The 16,621-nt window shown below is 71.6% G+C and carries 20 protein-coding genes and 1 tRNA gene; 6 read left to right on the top strand and 15 right to left on the bottom strand.

Features of this window, described 5'->3' with window-relative positions; genetic code table 11:
- Positions 1 to 3: 3 nt before the first annotated feature.
- Both dprE2 and dprE1 read right to left on the bottom strand, forming a co-directional pair.
- Positions 4 to 759 (bottom strand): decaprenylphospho-beta-D-erythro-pentofuranosid-2-ulose 2-reductase, encoded by a 756-nt coding sequence (gene dprE2 / locus PSU4_RS15210; RefSeq protein ID WP_147108390.1) that lies wholly within the window; start codon positions 757 to 759, stop codon positions 4 to 6.
- Positions 760 to 762: 3 nt separating this feature from the next.
- Positions 763 to 2,136, bottom strand: coding sequence for a decaprenylphosphoryl-beta-D-ribose oxidase (gene dprE1, locus PSU4_RS15205; RefSeq protein WP_147108387.1), 1,374 nt, complete (start codon positions 2,134 to 2,136; stop codon positions 763 to 765).
- 240 nt (positions 2,137 to 2,376) lie between these two features.
- Here dprE1 and PSU4_RS15200 point away from each other — a divergent pair, with 240 nt between their 5' ends.
- Both PSU4_RS15200 and PSU4_RS15195 read left to right on the top strand, forming a co-directional pair.
- Positions 2,377 to 4,128: a hypothetical protein gene (locus PSU4_RS15200; RefSeq protein ID WP_147108384.1), complete on the top strand. Its 1,752-nt coding sequence runs from the start codon at positions 2,377 to 2,379 to the stop codon at positions 4,126 to 4,128.
- A gap of 32 nt (positions 4,129 to 4,160) precedes the next feature.
- On the top strand, positions 4,161 to 4,766 hold the full coding sequence (locus PSU4_RS15195; protein WP_147108382.1) for a DUF1707 SHOCT-like domain-containing protein: 606 nt from the start codon (positions 4,161 to 4,163) through the stop codon (positions 4,764 to 4,766).
- Positions 4,767 to 4,811: 45 nt separating this feature from the next.
- On the opposite strand, the gene PSU4_RS15190 is transcribed toward PSU4_RS15195, so the two are convergent.
- The 4 genes from PSU4_RS15190 to PSU4_RS15175 are packed head-to-tail and all read right to left on the bottom strand — an operon-like array spanning position 4,812 to position 7,421.
- Positions 4,812 to 5,561 carry an ABC transporter permease gene (locus tag PSU4_RS15190; RefSeq protein ID WP_147108379.1) on the bottom strand — a complete coding sequence of 250 codons (750 nt, stop codon included), beginning with the start codon at positions 5,559 to 5,561 and terminating at the stop codon, positions 4,812 to 4,814.
- The gene (locus PSU4_RS15185) at positions 5,558 to 6,460 is read right to left on the bottom strand and encodes an ABC transporter ATP-binding protein (protein ID WP_147108376.1); all 903 of its coding nucleotides are present in this window, start codon (positions 6,458 to 6,460) and stop codon (positions 5,558 to 5,560) included. Before PSU4_RS15185 ends, PSU4_RS15190 begins: the two co-directional genes overlap by 4 nt.
- The gene (locus PSU4_RS15180; protein WP_147108474.1) at positions 6,457 to 6,798 is read right to left on the bottom strand and encodes a winged helix-turn-helix domain-containing protein; all 342 of its coding nucleotides are present in this window, start codon (positions 6,796 to 6,798) and stop codon (positions 6,457 to 6,459) included. The genes PSU4_RS15185 and PSU4_RS15180 overlap by 4 nt, the downstream gene beginning before the upstream one ends.
- A gap of 5 nt (positions 6,799 to 6,803) precedes the next feature.
- Positions 6,804 to 7,421, bottom strand: coding sequence for a hypothetical protein (locus PSU4_RS15175; protein WP_147108373.1), 618 nt, complete (start codon positions 7,419 to 7,421; stop codon positions 6,804 to 6,806).
- A gap of 348 nt (positions 7,422 to 7,769) precedes the next feature.
- On the opposite strand from PSU4_RS15175, the gene PSU4_RS15170 reads away from it, so the two are divergent.
- Positions 7,770 to 8,171 carry a GtrA family protein gene (locus tag PSU4_RS15170; RefSeq protein WP_147108471.1) on the top strand — a complete coding sequence of 134 codons (402 nt, stop codon included), beginning with the start codon at positions 7,770 to 7,772 and terminating at the stop codon, positions 8,169 to 8,171.
- A gap of 3 nt (positions 8,172 to 8,174) precedes the next feature.
- Here the strand turns inward: PSU4_RS15170 and glfT1 are convergent, their stop codons facing one another.
- The 5 genes from glfT1 to PSU4_RS15145 all read right to left on the bottom strand — a co-directional run bounded on the left by glfT1 (position 8,175) and on the right by PSU4_RS15145 (position 12,548).
- The gene (gene glfT1 / locus PSU4_RS15165) at positions 8,175 to 9,092 is read right to left on the bottom strand and encodes a galactofuranosyltransferase GlfT1 (protein WP_147108370.1); all 918 of its coding nucleotides are present in this window, start codon (positions 9,090 to 9,092) and stop codon (positions 8,175 to 8,177) included.
- A 73-nt stretch (positions 9,093 to 9,165) separates the two neighbouring features.
- Positions 9,166 to 9,936 carry a galactan export ABC transporter ATP-binding subunit Wzt/RfbE gene (gene wzt, locus PSU4_RS15160; protein WP_147108367.1) on the bottom strand — a complete coding sequence of 257 codons (771 nt, stop codon included), beginning with the start codon at positions 9,934 to 9,936 and terminating at the stop codon, positions 9,166 to 9,168.
- A 4-nt stretch (positions 9,937 to 9,940) separates the two neighbouring features.
- The gene (gene wzm / locus PSU4_RS15155; protein WP_373866057.1) at positions 9,941 to 10,810 is read right to left on the bottom strand and encodes a galactan export ABC transporter permease subunit Wzm/RfbD; all 870 of its coding nucleotides are present in this window, start codon (positions 10,808 to 10,810) and stop codon (positions 9,941 to 9,943) included.
- Positions 10,811 to 10,939: 129 nt separating this feature from the next.
- Positions 10,940 to 11,497, bottom strand: a complete 558-nt coding sequence (locus PSU4_RS15150) for a bacterial proteasome activator family protein (RefSeq protein WP_281290685.1) — start codon at positions 11,495 to 11,497, stop codon at positions 10,940 to 10,942.
- 70 nt (positions 11,498 to 11,567) lie between these two features.
- Complete coding sequence (locus PSU4_RS15145; RefSeq protein ID WP_147108361.1) at positions 11,568 to 12,548, bottom strand: NAD(P)H-quinone oxidoreductase; 981 nt, start codon at positions 12,546 to 12,548, stop codon at positions 11,568 to 11,570.
- Positions 12,549 to 12,593: 45 nt separating this feature from the next.
- Between PSU4_RS15145 and PSU4_RS15140 the strand changes: the two genes are divergently transcribed.
- Positions 12,594 to 13,250, top strand: a complete 657-nt coding sequence (locus PSU4_RS15140) for a GNAT family N-acetyltransferase (protein ID WP_147108358.1) — start codon at positions 12,594 to 12,596, stop codon at positions 13,248 to 13,250.
- Here the strand turns inward: PSU4_RS15140 and PSU4_RS31300 are convergent.
- Together PSU4_RS31300 and ypfJ are read right to left on the bottom strand one after the other, a co-directional pair.
- The gene (locus tag PSU4_RS31300; RefSeq protein WP_186816962.1) at positions 13,205 to 13,348 is read right to left on the bottom strand and encodes a hypothetical protein; all 144 of its coding nucleotides are present in this window, start codon (positions 13,346 to 13,348) and stop codon (positions 13,205 to 13,207) included. The two genes, PSU4_RS15140 and PSU4_RS31300, sit on opposite strands and share 46 nt — an antisense overlap.
- Before the next feature lie 49 nt (positions 13,349 to 13,397).
- Positions 13,398 to 14,351, bottom strand: a complete 954-nt coding sequence (ypfJ, locus tag PSU4_RS15135; RefSeq protein WP_147108355.1) for a KPN_02809 family neutral zinc metallopeptidase — start codon at positions 14,349 to 14,351, stop codon at positions 13,398 to 13,400.
- 99 nt (positions 14,352 to 14,450) lie between these two features.
- Between ypfJ and PSU4_RS15130 the strand changes: the two genes are divergently transcribed.
- Both PSU4_RS15130 and PSU4_RS15125 read left to right on the top strand, forming a co-directional pair.
- A complete protein-coding gene (locus tag PSU4_RS15130) occupies positions 14,451 to 14,939 on the top strand; it encodes a MarR family winged helix-turn-helix transcriptional regulator (protein WP_147108352.1) in 489 nt (162 codons plus the stop codon).
- Positions 14,940 to 14,949: 10 nt separating this feature from the next.
- A tRNA-Ser gene (locus tag PSU4_RS15125) sits at positions 14,950 to 15,037 on the top strand.
- Positions 15,038 to 15,125: 88 nt separating this feature from the next.
- Here the strand turns inward: PSU4_RS15125 and PSU4_RS15120 are convergent.
- Together PSU4_RS15120 and PSU4_RS15115 are read right to left on the bottom strand one after the other, a co-directional pair.
- A complete protein-coding gene (locus tag PSU4_RS15120) occupies positions 15,126 to 15,983 on the bottom strand; it encodes a GRP family sugar transporter (protein ID WP_147108349.1) in 858 nt (285 codons plus the stop codon).
- Positions 15,984 to 15,989: 6 nt separating this feature from the next.
- Positions 15,990 to 16,508, bottom strand: a complete 519-nt coding sequence (locus PSU4_RS15115; protein ID WP_147108346.1) for a MarR family winged helix-turn-helix transcriptional regulator — start codon at positions 16,506 to 16,508, stop codon at positions 15,990 to 15,992.
- Positions 16,509 to 16,621: the final 113 nt, after the last annotated feature.

The raw sequence follows: 16,621 nt of genomic DNA, 5'->3' as shown, positions 1-16,621 counted from the left end.
CGGTCAGATCGGCAGGCGGCGGAAGATCGGGCGCGGGACGTGGCGCAGCGCGCTCATCACGAACCGCAGCGGCGCCGGCGCCCACACCAGCTCCTTGCGGGTGCGCACCGCGTCGGCGACGACCTCCGCGACGGCCTCGGGCGTCGTCGACAGCGGGGCCGCCTTCATGCCCTCGGTCATCTTCGTGTGCACGAACCCGGGCCGGACGACGGTGACCACCACACCGTGGGGGCGCAGGGCCTCGGTCAGGCCGGAGTAGAACGCGTCGAGACCCGCCTTCGTCGAGCCGTAGACGAAGTTCGAGCGCCGCGCCCGCTCCCCGGCGACCGAAGACAGGGCCACCAACGAGCCGTGGCCCTGCTCCTTCATCCGGTCCGCGACCAGCACCCCGACCGACACGGCCGCGGTGTAGTTGACCTGCGCCAGCTCGACGGCGTGCGCGGCGTCGGTCCAGGCCTGCTCGTTGTCGCCCAGCAGCCCGAACGCCACCACCGCGACGTCGACGTCACCGCCCGCGAACGACTTCTGCACCACGTCGGTGTGGGAGGCGAGGTCGGTGGCGTCGAACTCCACCGTCTCGACGGTGCAGCCGCGGCCCTCCAGCCGGGCGCGCGCGGCGTCGAGGCGGGGGGAGGGGCGCGCGGCGAGCACCACGCGCATCGGCCGGTCGGAGGCGAACGCCTCGACGACGGCGAGGCCGATCTCGGAGGTGCCACCGAGCAGCAGGATGCTCTGCGGGTTGCCCACGGCGTCGATCATCGGTTACACGAGCTCCAGTCGTCGTGACATGTCGGACGCGAACACGCCCTCGGGGTCGACGGCAGCGCGGACCTTGCGCCACTCGTCGAGACGCGGGTAGCCGCGGCGGATCGCCTCGGCCGAGGTGCGCGACTCCTTGGCCAGGTAGTGCCGCCCGCCGGCGTCGAGCACGATCGCGTCGAGCTCGTCGCACAGCTCGCCGAGCCCGCGGCCGACGGGGATGTCGAGGCACAACGTCCAGCCCGGCCTGGGGAACGACAGCGGCGCCCGGTTGCCCTCACCGAACCGCTTGAGGACGTTGAGCGCCGACACCTTGCCCGCCGCCGTGACCCGCTCCAGGACGGTGCGCACCACGTCGCCGCGCGACGGCGGGACCACGAACTGGTACTGCAGGAAACCGTGGGGGCCGTAGCCGCGGTTCCACTCGCCGATGATGTCGAGCGGATGCAGGAACTGCGTGATGTTCTGGACGACGCCGTGCTTCGTCGGCGACTTCCGGTACCAGAGCTCGCTGAAGATCCTGCCCGTCAGCTTGTTGAGCATCCCCGGCGGGAAGACGTCGGGGACCGTGAGCAGCTGCGGCGCGTCGAACTTGAGCGGCTTGTCGCGCAGCTTCTCGGGGAGCTCACTCAGGGAAGCGTGGTTCGCGCGGGTCAGGATCCCGCGGCCGAAGTGTGGGCCCGTCGTCACCGCGTCGAACCACGACACCGACTCCGCGTACTTCTCGTCGTCGCGGGTCTGGCGGTCCATCAGGTCGTCGAGGTTGTCGATCTGGTCGGTGTCGACGAGGAAGTACGCCGTCTCGACGTGATGCAGCTTCAGCCGCGCCCGCACCACGATGCCGGTGAGTCCCATGCCGCCGACGGTCGCCCAGAACAGCTCCGACTCCGGGCCGTCCGGGGTGAGCTCGCGGACCGCGCCGTCTGCCGTGACCAGCACCAGCGACTCGACGTGGTTGCCGAAGCTCCCGACGACGTGGTGGGCCTTGCCGTGGATGTCGGCGCCGATCGCGCCGCCGATCGTCACCTGCCGGGTGCCGGGGAGGACGGGCAGCCACAGCCCGAACGGCAGCGCCGCCCGCATCAGGGTGTCGAGGCTGACCCCGGCGTCGACGTCCACGAGACCGGACGCGGCGTCGATCGAGTGGATTCGCGCCAACCGCGTCATGTCGACGACGCGCCCGCCCGCGTTCTGGGCCGGGTCGCCGTAGGAGCGGCCGAGGCCGCGGGCGATCACGCCGCGGGGGCCGGCGCCCAGGACCGCGGCGGCGACCTCCTCGGGGTCGCGCGGGGTGACGACCTCCGCGACCGAGGGCGCGGTGCGGCCCCATCCGTGCAGGCGGCGCTGCTGGTCGGCGGGGCTGGGCTGGCTCGACATCGCGGGCCAGGCTACGCGGGTCGGCGTCTGCCGCTGCCGCGGCCCTCGCCCCTGCGCCCCTTCCCGAACGAACGGCACAGTGGCGCCACTGAATTGCGCGAAAGGGCCGTTCGTGCAATCCGGGGGTGCGGCCCGCCCCAGTCACGAACGGCACAGTGGCGCCATTCAATTGCGCGACTGTGCCGTTCGTGCAAACACGCCCGGGCACGCTGCCGCGGCACCCTGTGTCAGGGTGGGCGCGTGCTCGACGCGCCGGCGGTCGTCGCGCCGGTCGAGGGCCGGACGCGCCGCCCCCCGCTGCGCAGGCCGCCGGCGATCGTGCTGGTCGGGCTGCTCCTGCTGGCGATCTCGCTGGGGTTGCAGCACCGGGTCCTGGGCGCGTTCACGACGTCGACGATCGGGGACGTCACCGGCGACCCGGACCTGTTCGGCTGGTGGCTCACCTGGACCCCCTGGGCGATTCTGCACGGCGAGAACCCGCTGGTCACGCACCATCCGCTCGGCGTCAACGCCATGTGGAACACGACGGTCCCCCTGCTGGGCGTCCTGCTGTCGCCGGTCACGCTGTCGGCGGGCCCGGTGGCGGCCTACAACGTCGGCATGATCCTCGGGCCCGTGGTGTCCGGGGTGGCGATGGCGGCGGCGCTGGGGCCGTGGGTGCAACGGTGGTCGGCGCGGACGGTCGCGGCGGTGGTCTACGCGTTCGGCCCGTTCCAGGTGGCGCACGCGTCGGCGGGGCATCTGAACATCGTGTGGGCGGTGCTGCCGCCGGTGCTGCTGTACCTGGTGCACGTGTTGTTCGTGCGCGGCACGGACACGCCGTACCGGACGGGTGCGCTGGTCGGGCTGCTGTTCGCGGCGCAGTTGTTCCTCTACACGCAGACGTTGGCGCTGTGCGTGCTGATGCTGGTCGTGACGGCGGTGGTGCTGGCGGTGCGGTTCCCGTCGCGGGTCCGGGAGCGGTTGCCGGGGCTCGTGCGGGCGGGGGCGGCGTGCGTCGGCGTGTTCGCGGTGGTGTGCGCGTACCCGTTGTGGCTGATCCTGGCGGGTCCGCAGCGCCCGATGTCGACGATCCGCGATCCGCTCTACGGCGTCACCGACCTGGCCAACGTCGTGGTGCCGACGCCGCTCACCGCGGCCCGCCTGGTGCCGACGGGGTTCGCGGACACGATGCGCGCCAACGTCGGCGAGCAGGGCGGCTATCTCGGGCCGGCGATCCTGCTGCTGGTCGTGGTGCTCGTGGTGACGGTGCGGTCGACGCCGCTGCGGCTCGCCGCCGCGGTCGGGCTGGTGTCGCTGGTGCTGTCGCTGGGACCCGAGATCGTGGTGGCCGACCACGGGACCGGCTTCCCGATGCCGTGGGCGGTGTTCACCGAGGTGCACCTGCTGGGCGAGGCGGAGCCGGTGCGGCTGCAGGTCGTCACGGCGTTGTGCGTGGCGTTCGTGCTGGCGGTGTGGATCGACCGCATCCCGACGGTCCCCTGGCTGCCGGGCGTCGGCCTCGCCACCCTGGCGACGGCGTTCGCCGTGCTGACCTGGCTGCCGGCCGACGCGTACGGGGCGCGCGAGGCGTCGACACCCGCGTTCTTCGACCATGCGGCGCGACATCTCCGGTCGGGGGACGTCGTCGAGACGGTGCCGGCGGTGACGAGCGTGTGGGACGGCGGCGCCCGGCCGATGCGTTGGCAGGCGCAGGCCGACATGCTCTACAAGATCCCGGGCGGGTACTTCATCGGTTCCGACCCGCAGCACCCGGTGCTGATCGAGGCGCCAGTGTCGGCGTACCAGCAGGGCGTCGTCGAGGTGGGTGCCGGAAACCCGCTCACGGTCGCTCCCGCCGACGCCGCGGCCTCCCTGCGGGCGTCCGGTGTCACGGTGGTCGTGGTGGTGCCGGAGACGGGCGTCGACACCGACGCGGTCCGGTCGTGGACGGCGACCGTCACCGGCGACCCGGGCTCGCAGGTCGAGGACGTCTGGGCGTTCCGCCTCTGACGTGCGGGCCTGCGACGACTAGGCTCGCGACGGTGAGCGTGCAGCCGTCGCCAGGCGAGTCCCCGGGGATGCGTATCTCCGATGCCGACCGCGAGCGTGCCGCGCAACGTCTGCACCAGGCGCTGTCCGAGGGCCGGATCACGGTGGCGGAGCTGGAGGAGCGGATCGCGGTCGTCTACGCGGCGCGCTACGCCGCCGAGCTGATGCCGCCCCTGGCCGACCTGCCGGGCAACCCGCTCGACGTCACCGTCCCCGCGCCCGCGCTCTCGACGCCCGCCGGGCCGCCCGTCGTGCTGCGCACCGGGATGGGGTCGTTGCGGCGCAGCGGGAACTGGCAGGTTCCCGCCCGGCTGCGGGTGCAGTCGGGGATGGGCTCGGTGGTGCTCGACTTCTGCGACGCCCAGATCGTGCACCCGGTCGTCGAGATCGAGTTCGAGCTGGGGGCCGGTTCCGCGCGGGTCCTGGTGCCGGACAACGCTTCCGCCGACATCGACGGTCTCGTCGCGGGCATGGGCACCGTGAAGTCGAAGGTCCCGTCGGCCCCGTCGCGGGGTGCGACGCACTTCCGCATCTACGGGCGGACGACCATGGGCTCGGTGATCGTCCGCCGCCGGTACCGGATGTTCAAAAACCTGTGAGTGGCAATAGTCGCTATAGCGACTATTGCCACTCACGACCTCTCATCAGCGGAATCGGCGGCCTTCGTCGCGGCGGTAGGCCCAGCCGGCAATCGCCGCCGTGGCGACGATCCACACCGCGAACGAGACGATCGTCAGCACGCTCGGGGTGATGCCCTGCACCGCCCAGATCACGACGTCACGGGCGCCGCGCGAGGGCAGCAGCTCCGAGATCGTCTGCAGCCAGTCGGGGAACAGTTGTGGGGGCAGGAACAGGCCCCCGCCGAACGCCAGCGGGAAGAAGATCAGCTGCGTGACCGGCAGCGCGGCCTTGACCGGCATCGAGTAGCCGACGGCCAGCCCGCCGAGCAGGAACGGCAGCCCCGCGACCAGCATCGCGACCAGCCCGGCCAGGAACCGCAGCGGCGTCACGCTCGCCGACGTCAGCGCCGCGCCCACGATCGTCACCGGCACGATCGCGATGAGCGCGAACACGAACCCGGTCAGCAACCTGCCGACGATCCGCGGTGTCGCCGCCGCCGGCAACGTCCGCACGTACGGGTCCCAGGCCTTCTCGCGATCGTCGGCGACCCCGACGCCGAACGTGAACAGGAAGCTCGACAGCACACCGAACACCGCCAGCTGGATCACCGCCGACGTCGCCGCGGCCACGTCGTCGCCGAACCCGAACGGGACGACGAAGAACAGCAGCGACAATGCCGGGAAGATCGCGGCCGATCCGACCGCGATCGGCACCCGCAGGTTCTCCAGCAGCAGGAACCGGAAATGGGTCCGGGTCAGGGCGAGCGTGGTCACGCCGCCACCTCCGTGAGGGTGAGGAACGCTTCTTCGAGCGAGGCCGTGCGAACCTGCAGGTCGTGGAACGGGGCGCCGCTGCGGACCAGGTCGCGGACGAGCTGGTCCGCGTCCGGGGTGTGCAGCCGGTGGCGCTCACCCTCGACCTCGGCGCGCACCACGCCCGGCAGCTCCGGCAGCGCTGTCGCCCGCAGCTCGACCAGCGACAACCCGACGACCCGGCGGACCGACGCGGTGTCGCCCTCGGTGAGGACCTTCCCGCCACCGATGACGACGACCCGCTGCGCCAACTCCTCGATCTCGTCGAGGTAATGACTGGTCAGCAGCACGGTCCCGCCGCGATGGTGGAAGTCGCGCACCCCGTCCCACAGCGCGCGACGCGCCTCGACGTCCAGACCCGTCGTGGGCTCGTCGAGCACCACCAGGGCGGGGTCGCCGACGAACGCCAACGCCACCGCCAGTCGACGCTTCTGCCCGCCCGACAGCCCGCCGCACTGGCGCCGCCCCAGCCCCGACAGCCCGAACCGCTCCATCACCTCGCCGGCCGGGAGAGGCTGCGGATAGTGCCGGGACACGAACGTGAGCACCTCGCCGACGCGCAGGGTGTCGGGCAGGCCCGTCTCCTGCGGGGTGACGCCCAGGCGCCGACGCCGCGCAGGGTCGGTCGGGTCGCCACCGAACAGCTCCGCGACCCCCGAGTCCGGCCTGCGCAGACCCGTCAGCAGGCTCAGCAGCGTCGACTTGCCCGCGCCGTTCGGGCCCAGCAGGCCCGTGATCGTGCCGGCGGCGACGTCGAGGTCGACGCCGTCGAGCGCGACGGTCGAGCCGAACCGGCGGGTCACACCGCGGGTGCGGGCGACGTGGCGGTCGGGAAGAACATGGATGTCTGCGCCGGTCATGGCGTCGTGCTCCTGTCCGAGTCGTCGGTGGGTGCCGCGGCCCCGTTCACCGGGTTCAGCAGCGCCCGCAGCGCCGCGGTGTAGTCCTCGAAGGCGCGCCGCCCCTGCCGGGTCAGCTCCACGTAGGTGACGGGTGTGCGCCGCTGATGGGCCTTCGTGATCTCGACGTAGCCCGCGTCCTCGAGCTTGCGCAGGTGCGTCGAGAGGTTGCCCGCAGTCATGTCGAGCAGCTCCTGCAGCCGCGGGAACGTGATCTTGTCGCCGTCGCAGAGCGACGCCAGGCTGGCCGTCACCCGCAGTCGGGCCTGCGCGTGGATCACCGGGTCGAGCTCGGGCATCGTGGTCACCGGGCACTCCGGTGGACCATCGCCCGGACACCGGCGAACAGCAGGGCGCCACCGCCACCGAGACCGATGATCAACGGACTGGCCGGCAGCCCGACCATCGCCGACACCACGGCGACGACCATGATCCAGATGCCGAGGACGTAGTCGACGCGGCTCGACCACACCGCGCCCGACAGCATGTACAGCGCGCCGGCGAGGAAGACGTACAGCGCCGGCGCGATCACCGACATCGTGTCGCCCGGCAGGTTCCGCGAGCCGAGGACGCCGACCAGCACGCCCAGCAGCGACATCGAGATCGGCCAGCTCAGCCCGTACCAGAGCCCCTGGCGCGACGACGGCCCGCTGACCCCCCGCCCCGTTCGGATGCCGACCGCCGCGCTCACGCACGCGGCCCCCACGACGGCGATTCCGGTCACCCAGCTCGAGACGGCCACGCTGACGACGTCGATCCCCGCGAGGAACCACGCCAGCCCGATGACCACCCAGGAGATACCCCAGACCAGGTAGAACACTCCGATGCTCGGCGAGAGCCGTGACGAGGCGTGCGACTGCGCCTGCTGGATGATCGCCAGCGCGTCGGCCGCCGACGGCGCGTCCTCGCCGCCCTCCTGCACCCGTGGCTCGTCCGTCCGCCGTTCCGTCATCACGCCCCCAAATCAGTTTGAAGCAACGCCTAGTTTGTAGCGCAAAGTGGTCGTCGGATGCAAGAGGGGTGCGGACCGGGCCCGGTGCCGACACCCACGCGCAACCTCACTGCTGCGTTTCGGGCCGGCAGCAGCAGCCAGGTTGCGCCCGTGCGAGCCGGCGGCAGCCGTTCCACGCGGCGCGCCGGGCACCGGAGGGCGCGGCGCCGGTGTGAGCCGGCGGCAGCCGTTCCACGCGGCGCGCCGGGCACCGGAGGGCGCGGCGCCGGGGCGGGTCGCTAGCCTGACCGCGTGACCGCGACGCAGGAGCGTGCCGGGATGAGCCTGGTCGGACAGCTCACCCGGTTCGTCGCCGTCGGTGTCGCCTCGGCCGCGGTCGACTACGGCGTTTACCAGCTGCTCCTGCTCGCCGTCGGCATGGACCCGCACGTCGCGAAGGGGATCAGCTTCATCCTCGGCACGACGACGGCGTACCTGCTCAACAAGCGGTTCACCTTCACCGAGGCGGGCGGCGGCAAGGGCCGGTTCGCCGGGTTCCTGCTGCTGTACGCGACGACGTTCGCCATCAACGTCGGTGTCAACGCCCTGGCCCTGGCGTTCCTGCCGCAGATGTCGCTGCGCACGTCGGTGGCGTGGGTGATCGCGCAGGGCTGCGCGACGGCGATCAACTTCGTCATGCTGCGGACGGTCGTGTTCCGCGCCCCGAAGAACGCGGCCTGATCTCTACGAGGGGTGGTCGAAGCGTTCCGCGGCCCCGGCCCGCACGAGCCGGACCCACTCCCGGAAGCCGGCGGGATCGCGTTTGGTGACGAGGAAGTACCACGCGTAGCGCGGCACGTCGAGGATGCCGACGCGGCGCATGCCGGGCTGCGCGATCAGGTAGCCGCGGTTGCGGTAGGTGTAGAAGCGCTTGACGGGGTCGTCGGGGTCGCGGGCGTGCAGCCGGCCGCCGACCATGGGCTTGTCCTCGCCGGTGGCGGCAGGGTGCAGGTACGCGGCCTGCAGGGCGGTGCCGAAGGGCAGCCCCGAGCGGACGAGGCGGCGGTGCATGTCGACCTCGTCGCCACGCACGAACAGCCGCAGGTCGGGCACGCCGACCCGTTCGAGCGCGGTGGCCCGGAACAGCGCGCCGTTGAACAGGGCGGCGATGCCGGGCAGGAGCTCGGCGTCGGCAGACTCCTCCGACAGCAGGCCGGACCGGGTGGCGTGCCAGGTGAGGCCGCGGCGAACGGGGAAGGCGAGCCGGTCGGGGTCGTCGCGGTCGGCGACGGTGGGGGAGACGGCCGCCAGGTCCCGGCGGGTCGCGAGGTCGACCAGGGTGGCGAGGACCTTGTCGTCGGCGGCGAGGCCGTCGTCGTCGCCGAGCCAGACCCACTCGGCGCCGAGCGCGAGGGCGTGCAGGATGCCGAGGGCGAACCCGCCGGCCCCGCCGAGGTTGCGGTGCGACGGCAGGTAGGTCGCGGGGATGCCGCAGCCCGCGACGACGTCGCGGGCGGGCTGGTCGGGCCCGTTGTCGACGACGACGAGGTGCGCGATCGGGTGCGTCTGCGTGGCCATGGCGGCCAGGGAGTCGACGAGCATCCCGGCGCGGTGCCGGGTGACGACGACCGCGACGACCGACCCGCGGGGAAGAGCGTTCACGCAGGAGCCCCGCAGCCGCTCGGCAACTGCGTGACCGGAGTTGCTGTGTCCGACTGGGACCTCGCGGGCTCGGTCACGTGCGCCCGAGGTCGGCGAGGACGTCGTGACCCTTGTAGTGGTGCAGCACGTCGCGCAGCGGGCCGTGCTCGCGGATCTGGCCGTGTTCCATCCAGATCGCGGTGTCGCACAGGTCGGCGAGGAACTCGTCGGAGTGCGAGGCGAACACGAGGATGCCGGAGCGTTCGACGAGCTCGTTGAGCCGGTCGCGCGCCTTGGCGAGGAAGGCGGCGTCGACGGCGCCGATCCCTTCGTCGAGCAGCAGGATCTCGGGGTCGATGCTGGTGACGACGCCCAGCGCGAGCCGCACCCGCATACCGGTGGAGTAGGTGCGCAGCGGCATCTCGAGGTACTCGCCGAGCTCGGTGAACTCGGCGATGTCGTCGACGCGGGACTCCATCTGCTTCTTCGTCATACCGAGGAAGAGGCCGCGGATGAGGATGTTGTCGAGGCCGGAGATCTCGGGGTCCATGCCGACGGCGAGGTCGAACACCGGGGCGACCTTGCCGACGACGGCGGCGCGGCCCCGGGTGGGCTCGTAGATGCCCGACATGAGGCGCAGCAGCGTCGACTTGCCGGCGCCGTTGTGGCCGACGAGCGCGACGCGGTCGCCCTTGCGCAGCGAGATGTCGACGTCGCGCAACGCCTCGATGATCGGGACCTTGCTGTCGGTGCCGATCCGGCCACCCGCCTTGCCCAGCACGGCCTTCTTCAGCGAGCGCGACTTCGCGTCGAAGATCGGGAAGTCGACCGCGGCGCCGCGGATGTCGATGCTCGGTTCGGTCATTCCGTCACACCCAGTACGCGACGCGGGATCGGTAGTTGCGCATGCAGACCAGCGCGGCACCCCAGCCGACGACGGTGATCACGCCGACGACGAGCCAGTGCCGCCACACGATCGCGTCGCCCAGCATGGGCTGGCGCAGGATCTCGACGAAGTGCATCACCGGGTTCAGCTCGGCGATCTGGGCGCGCTCGGCGACGGCGGGGTTGTCGCGCAACCGGTCGTACGACCAGACGATCGGCGTCATGAAGAACAGGAGCTGGGTCAGGCTGGCGACGATCGGCGGGATGTCGCGGAACCGGGTCGCGATGATGCCCGACAGGATCGTGATCCAGCCGCCGTTGAGGACCAGCAGCGCGAACGCGGGGATCGCCATGAAGGACGCCCAGCCCAGCGGGTGCGGGAAGATGATCATCAGGATCACCCAGATGATCACGTTGTGCGCGAAGAACAACGTCTGCCGCCACACCAGCCGGTAGACGTGCAGGCTCAGCGGGGCGGGGAGGAACCGGATCAGGCCCTCGTTGGCGATGAACACCTCGCTGCCCTCGAGGATGCAGCCCTGGACGAAGTTCCAGATCAGCAGCCCGGTGGCGACGTAGGGCAGGAACGTCTTGATGTCCTCCTGGAACAGCGCCCCGTAGAGGATGCCCATCGCCGTGGCGATGACCGCCATGCTGATGCTGATCCACAACGGGCCCAGGATCGAGCGCCGGTAGCGCTGCTTGATGTCCTGCCAGCCGAGATAGCCCCACAGCGGCCGCTGCCGCCAGCCCTGGCGCAGGTCGTTGAAGGCGCGGGCCCAGCTGCGGGGACCGGGCTCGTCGTCGAGCGGGCGTGCCTGCTCGGCAGGGGCCCCCTCAGCGCTCACGGTCACAGCCACGCGCCGAGGGTACCTGCGGGTGACCGGGGCCGAACGCGCGGTGGGCCGAGGCCCGTCGGGGGCGCGACGAACGGCTCCGACCTGCGGACGAGCAGGCCGGGACGCCGTTCACCGCACCGTCGGTCAGAGGTACTGGCCGGTTCCGCGACCCATGCCCTCGGGCATCTGCTGGCCCTGCGGCATCGCGCCGGGCGGCAGTCCGCGACGCATCTGCTCCAGCTGCGCGCGCGCTGCCATCTGCTGGGCGAACAGCGCCGTCTGGATGCCGTGGAAAAGGCCCTCCAGCCAGCCGACGAGCTGCGCCTGCGCGATCCGCAGCTCGCCCTCGGACGGGATGGAGTCGTCGGTGAACGGCAGCGAGAGCCGCTCCAGCTCCTCCCGCAGCTCCGGGGCGAGGCCCTCCTCGAGCTCCTTGATGGAGTTCTCGTGGATCCCCTTGAGCCGGGCCCGCGACGCCTCGTCGAGCGGCGCGGCCCGCACCTCCTCCAGGAGCTGCTTGATCATCGTCCCGATGCGCATGACCTTGGCGGGCTGCTCGACCATCGACGAGAGGCCCTGCTCGTCGGTCTCCTCGTCGCTTTGCGGCACGCGTGCCATGCCCACCGGGCGCCCGTCGGGGCCCACCACCACGACCTGCTGCTCCGGGCTGTCCTGCTCGTTGGCATCAGACGGCTGACTCATGCCGCACATCATTGCGCGCCCGGGCCCCGAGCGCCGTCGGTGCCCGGTTCCTGCAGGACAGCCCGGGCCCTCAACGGGTCAGCAGGAGCTTGCCGACGACCCCTCCCGCCTCCAGCACCCGGTGCGCCTCGGCGGCGTCGCGCATCGGCAGCGTGGCGTGCACGACCGGCTTCACGCGGCCGTCGGCGACCATGGGCCACACCTGCTCGCGCACCCCGTCGACGATGCGCGCCTTGCCCTTCGGCCCGTCGACCGGCCTGCCCCGCAACCCCAGCGACGTCACGCTCGCCCGCTTCGCCAGCAGCGCCGCGAGGTTGAGCTCGCCCTTCACCCCGCCCTGGAAACCGATGATCATCAGCCGGCCGTCCGTGGCGAGCGCCTTCACGTTGTTGGGCAGGCCCTTGGCACCCATGTTGTCGAGGATGACGTCGGCGCCGTGCCCGTCGGTGGCGTCGAGCAGGGCCGTGGCGACGTCGTCGTTGTAGTCGATCACGATGTCGGCACCCAGCTCGCGGCAACGGTCCAGCCGCTGCGGGGACGCCGTCGCCGCCACCCGGGCCCCGAGCGCCCTCGCGACCTGGATCGCGTGCGTCCCGATCCCGCTGCTGCCGCCCTGCACGAGGAACGTCTCACCCGAGGTCAACCCCGCGGTGTCGACGACGTTCGACCACACCGTGCACGCCACCTCCGGCAACGCCGCGGCCGTCACCACGTCGACCCCGTCGGGCAGCGGCAGCACCTGCCCCGCCGGCACGACCACCTTCTCGGCGTAGCCGCCGCCCGCCAGCAGCGCGCACACCTCGTCGCCGACCCCCAGGCCGACGACGCCCTCGCCCACCGCCGAGATCCGCCCCGAACACTCCAGACCGATGACATCGGACGCCCCGGGCGGCGGCGGGTAGTTGCCCTGCCGCTGCATGACGTCGGCGCGGTTGACCCCGGCCGCGACGACGTCGACGAGGACCTCCCCCGGCCCGGCCTGCGGATCCGGGACCTCGGTCCACTCCATGACGTCCGGCGCGCCCGGCTCCCGCAACGTGATCGCGTACATGCCGTCGACCGTATTGCGGTCGCGGCCGTGGGGCACGCTTGCGGGGTGGATCCGGTACCCGAGCCGTGGCCGCTGCGCCATCTCGTCCTGCGCACCCCGCGCCTCGACCTGCGCCCCGACGACGACGCCGGCCTCGACGAGCTCGTCGCCGTCGGCTACCGCGGCGTCCACCCGCCCGACCAGATGCCGTTCCACGTGCCCTGGACCGACGCCGACCGCCGCTACCTGGGCCGCGGCATGCTCCAGTACTTCTGGCAGCAACGCTCCGTGCTCGCCCCCGAGAACTGGGCGCTGCACTTCCTGGTCCGGTTCGAAGGCCGCGTCGTCGGCGTGCAGACGGTGCGCGCCAAGGACTTCCCCGGCCGCTGCACCGTCGACTCCGGCTCCTGGATCGGGATGGAGGTCCAGGGCCGCGGCATCGGCACCGAGATGCGCGCCGCCGTCCTGGCCTTCGCGTTCGACCACCTCGGCGCCATCCGCGCCACCTCCGCCGCGTTCGCCGACAACGTCCGCTCGCTGCGGGTGTCGGACACGCTCGGCTACCGGCGCACCGGCACCGCCACCGTCGTCCGACGCGGCGAACCCGCCGACGAGGTACAGGTCGCGGTGACGCCCGACGAGTTCGTCCGGCCCGACTGGACCCTCGCCGTCGAGAGCTACCCGGCCTGCGCGGGGCTGCTCGGGGCGAGCGCACCGGCGTAACCCAGCGCCTGCTGCGCCATCTGCGCGGCGAACGCCCGAGCCGCCGCCTCCTGCTGCGGGTCGAGCGGCGGCCGCGGCGCCCCCGGGGGCTGCTCCACCCACACGCACCCCGAAGGGCGGATCCTCACCCGGGCGGGTGGCGTCGCGTCAGCCGAGGCTCACGCCGCGCGCGAAGGTGTCGCACTGCGCCGGGTTGCCGCTCTGGTAGCCCGTCGAGTACCACTTCTCGCGCTGCGCCGAGCTGCCGTGGGTGAACTGGCTCTCGTTCACCCGACCGCCGCCCAGGTTCGACTGGATGTAGTCGTCACCGATCCGCGACGCCGTGTCGAGCGCGGCCGCCACGTCGGCCTGCGTGACGTCGGTGATCAGCGGACGCCCCGTCGACGTCGGCACCTGCGTCGCGTGGTTGCCCCACGCACCGGCGTAGCAGTCGGCCTGCAGCTCGAGGCGCACCGAGCCCGACGTCGGGCCACTGTCGCCCGCCTGGACACGCCGGCTCGTCCCGAGCAGGTTCTGCACATGGTGCCCGTACTCGTGGGCGATGACGTACGCCCGCGCGTACGGACCGCCCTGAGCGCCGAACCGCGTCTCCAGCTCCTCGAAGAACGAGAGGTCGATGTAGACCTCCTGGTCAGCCGGGCAGTAGAAGGGACCGACGTCCGACGTCGCGCTGCCGCACCCACCGGTGTTGACCGAGCCGGAGAAGAAGTTGATGCGCGGCACGGAGTACGTCTGCCCGGACCGCGCGAACACATCGGACCAGTAGCCGTTCAACGAGTTGACGACGGCGACGACCTCGCAGTCGAGCCTGGTGTTCGCATCGGCGCCGGTCTGACAGCTCTGCGCGATGGCCGAACCGTCGGCCTGCTGCCCGCTCTGCAGACCGGTCAGGCCGCTGCTCGGCAACGCGAACCCACCGCCGCCGCCGGTACCGCCGCCCCCGAGGGCGGAGATCACGAAGTACAGAATCAGGCCGATGATCCCCAGCCCGCCGCCGCCGACCGCGACCCGGCCGCCGACGCCACCGCCCCCACGACCACCGGATCCCCGCAGGTCGTCGACGCTCGACGTGTCGAGATCGGCGTTCTCGTCGAACCGCATCCCCGCTGCCTCCCACGCGACCGTGTGCCGCCCAGCGCGCTGATCCCACCACAACCAGGACGTCCGGTCGACGCCGGTGCCGACAAGTAGGCTGAGTCCATGTCGGATGGCGGGACCACGCAGTGGCTCGACGACGACGAGATGCGGTTCTGGCGGTCCTTCATCACCACGGCCACGCTGCTCGAGTCCCGTCTGAACCAGAACCTCAGCGAGTCGCACGGCGTCACGCACAGCGACTACACGATCCTGGTGGTCCTCTCCGAGGCCCCGGGCCGACAGCTGCGCATGAGCGTGCTGGCCGAGCTCATCGCCTCCTCCAAGTCCCGGCTCTCCCACCAGATCGCGCGAATGGAGAAGGCGGGGCTCGTCGCCCGCCAGGTCTGCGACTCCGACGGCCGCGGCGTCCTCGCCGCCCTCCTCCCCGCCGGCATGGAACTGCTGGAGCGCGCCGCCCCGACGCACGTCACCGCCGTCCGCGAGCTCGTGATCTCGCAGGTCACCAAAACCGAGCAGAGCAGCTTCGCCGATGCGCTCGAACGGATCCAGCGTGCCCTGAGCGGCGACGACGCGGTCGCGGCCGCCAGCTAGGCTGCTACGCGGAAGCGTGGCAGAGAGGCCGAATGCACTCGCCTTGAAAGCGAGAGTCCCGCAAGGGTCCGGGGGTTCGAATCCCTCCGCTTCCGCCAGGTCAGCAGCATGATCACCGACCTGCGCGTGTTGCACGTCGGAGCGTTGACAGCAAACCCGGCGACAGGAACGTGCCGGGCCGGGTCGTCAGAAGACGGCGATCAGGACCGCGCCTGTCAGGGCGACGGCAAGACCGAGCACCTGTCGTCGTGACAGACGTTCGCCCAGGAATGCGATGCCGACCAGCGCGGGTACGACCGGGTAGAGCGAAGACAGCACCACCGCGACCGTGACGAACTCGGACTGGGCCGCCAACGCGTACGCAGTCAGTGCCACCGCCGCAAGCACCCCGGACCCGGCAGCGGCGAGCACGGACCGCGTCCTCTTGTGCCCGTCGGGGTCGGCTGACGTTTGCCGCATCATCGTGACTGCGAGCACGCCGACGATCAGGACTGCGGTGAGTCTGCCGGCGAGAACAGGCCAGAGGCCGGCATCGGGACTGCATCTGGCAAGTGCGAGGTACTGGAGCGCGATTCCCGCGCCGGCGACGAGTCCATCACCGACTGATCCGCGTGTTGGATCAGTCGTGGCGGTTGATGCGTGCCGAGACACGAGCCACAGGCCGGGCAGAGCGAGTCCCACGCCGGTCCAGGTCAGCCACGCCGGTCGGTCGCCGAGCAGTGCGACCCCGACGAGGACGGGGAGCGCGATTCCGCCGACCGCGCTGATCGGGACCACGACCGACATCGCGCCTCGGCTCATGCCGCGGAAGAGGAATGCCATGGCAAGTCCGGTTCCGAGACCGGAGAGCCCGCCCCAGGCGAGGTCCGGTATGTCGGGTCGGGCGGGGGTGAGGAGCGGTGCGGCGATGGCGACCGCGACGAGCCCGCCGAGCTGACCCAGTAGAGCCACGTGCACCGCGCGCATCCGACGGGCGACGACGCCACCGATGACGTCCGACAGCCCGTAGCTCAACGCCGAAGCGAGAGCGAGCAGTGCGCCCACGGCCTGTCACCGCCTCTGATCGCGTTCGGCCTGTCCGACGGGGCAGATCGCACCGTCCGTGCAGCAGGACCGGTCGCAGAGCCGACACAGCAGGTCTGAGCTGCCCACGTCGTTGTAGAGCCGGGTGAGCAGCACTTCGAGGAGACGTTCGAGCTGGGCTCGGTCGTCGGGGTCGAGACCGGCCAGGAGCGAGCCCATCTGCGTGTCGCGAGTGGCGCGGACCTCTCGAACCGTGCGCCGGCCCGCAGTTGTCAACTCGACCGAGACCGTGCGTCCGGCCTTCTGACCCCGCTGGACCAGGCCGGAGGTCTCCAGCGAGTCCACCATTCGAGCAGTCGCCGGTTGAGACAGGCCGATCCTCCGGCCGAGTTCGGTGACGCTGAGACCTGGTGTGTAGGCGAGGACGACCAGTGCGGCTGCTCCGCTCGCGCTCACCCGCCCCGCTTCCCGGACCTGGGTCAGCATCAGGTCCGAGAGTGCCAACGATGCCGCTCCCAGAAGGTTGGCGAGACGCTTCTCATGCATGAGTCATGCATAGATGATGGGTCGGGAGCCGGCAAGTCGACCTGTCGGCCAGGGCTTTCGCTGGGTCGAACGCCGCGACAACCCGCAGCACCGGCGGTCGGTGCTGATCGTGC

It is taken from the genome of Pseudonocardia sulfidoxydans NBRC 16205, from assembly GCF_007989085.1.
Lineage (GTDB): Bacteria > Actinomycetota > Actinomycetes > Mycobacteriales > Pseudonocardiaceae > Pseudonocardia > Pseudonocardia sulfidoxydans.
The sequence above is the reverse complement of the archived record's forward strand: the minus strand, read 5'-3'. Positions and strand labels throughout refer to the sequence as shown.

What these genes read in the sequence shown, in the direction of transcription:
- dprE2 (WP_147108390.1), bottom strand. Translation starts at nt 759, where the DNA reads ATGATCGACGCCGTGGGCAACCCGCAGAGCATCCTGCTGCTCGGTGGC.
- dprE1 (WP_147108387.1), bottom strand. Translation starts at nt 2,136, where the DNA reads ATGTCGAGCCAGCCCAGCCCCGCCGACCAGCAGCGCCGCCTGCACGGA.
- PSU4_RS15185 (WP_147108376.1), bottom strand. Translation starts at nt 6,460, where the DNA reads ATGACCGGCGCAGACATCCATGTTCTTCCCGACCGCCACGTCGCCCGC.
- PSU4_RS15180 (WP_147108474.1), bottom strand. Translation starts at nt 6,798, where the DNA reads ATGCCCGAGCTCGACCCGGTGATCCACGCGCAGGCCCGACTGCGGGTG.
- PSU4_RS15170 (WP_147108471.1), top strand. Translation starts at nt 7,770, where the DNA reads ATGAGCCTGGTCGGACAGCTCACCCGGTTCGTCGCCGTCGGTGTCGCC.
- wzt (WP_147108367.1), bottom strand. Translation starts at nt 9,936, where the DNA reads ATGACCGAACCGAGCATCGACATCCGCGGCGCCGCGGTCGACTTCCCG.
- PSU4_RS15150 (WP_281290685.1), bottom strand. Translation starts at nt 11,497, where the DNA reads ATGAGTCAGCCGTCTGATGCCAACGAGCAGGACAGCCCGGAGCAGCAG.
- PSU4_RS15145 (WP_147108361.1), bottom strand. Translation starts at nt 12,548, where the DNA reads ATGTACGCGATCACGTTGCGGGAGCCGGGCGCGCCGGACGTCATGGAG.
- ypfJ (WP_147108355.1), bottom strand. Translation starts at nt 14,351, where the DNA reads ATGCGGTTCGACGAGAACGCCGATCTCGACACGTCGAGCGTCGACGAC.
- PSU4_RS15130 (WP_147108352.1), top strand. Translation starts at nt 14,451, where the DNA reads ATGTCGGATGGCGGGACCACGCAGTGGCTCGACGACGACGAGATGCGG.
- PSU4_RS15115 (WP_147108346.1), bottom strand. Translation starts at nt 16,508, where the DNA reads ATGCATGAGAAGCGTCTCGCCAACCTTCTGGGAGCGGCATCGTTGGCA.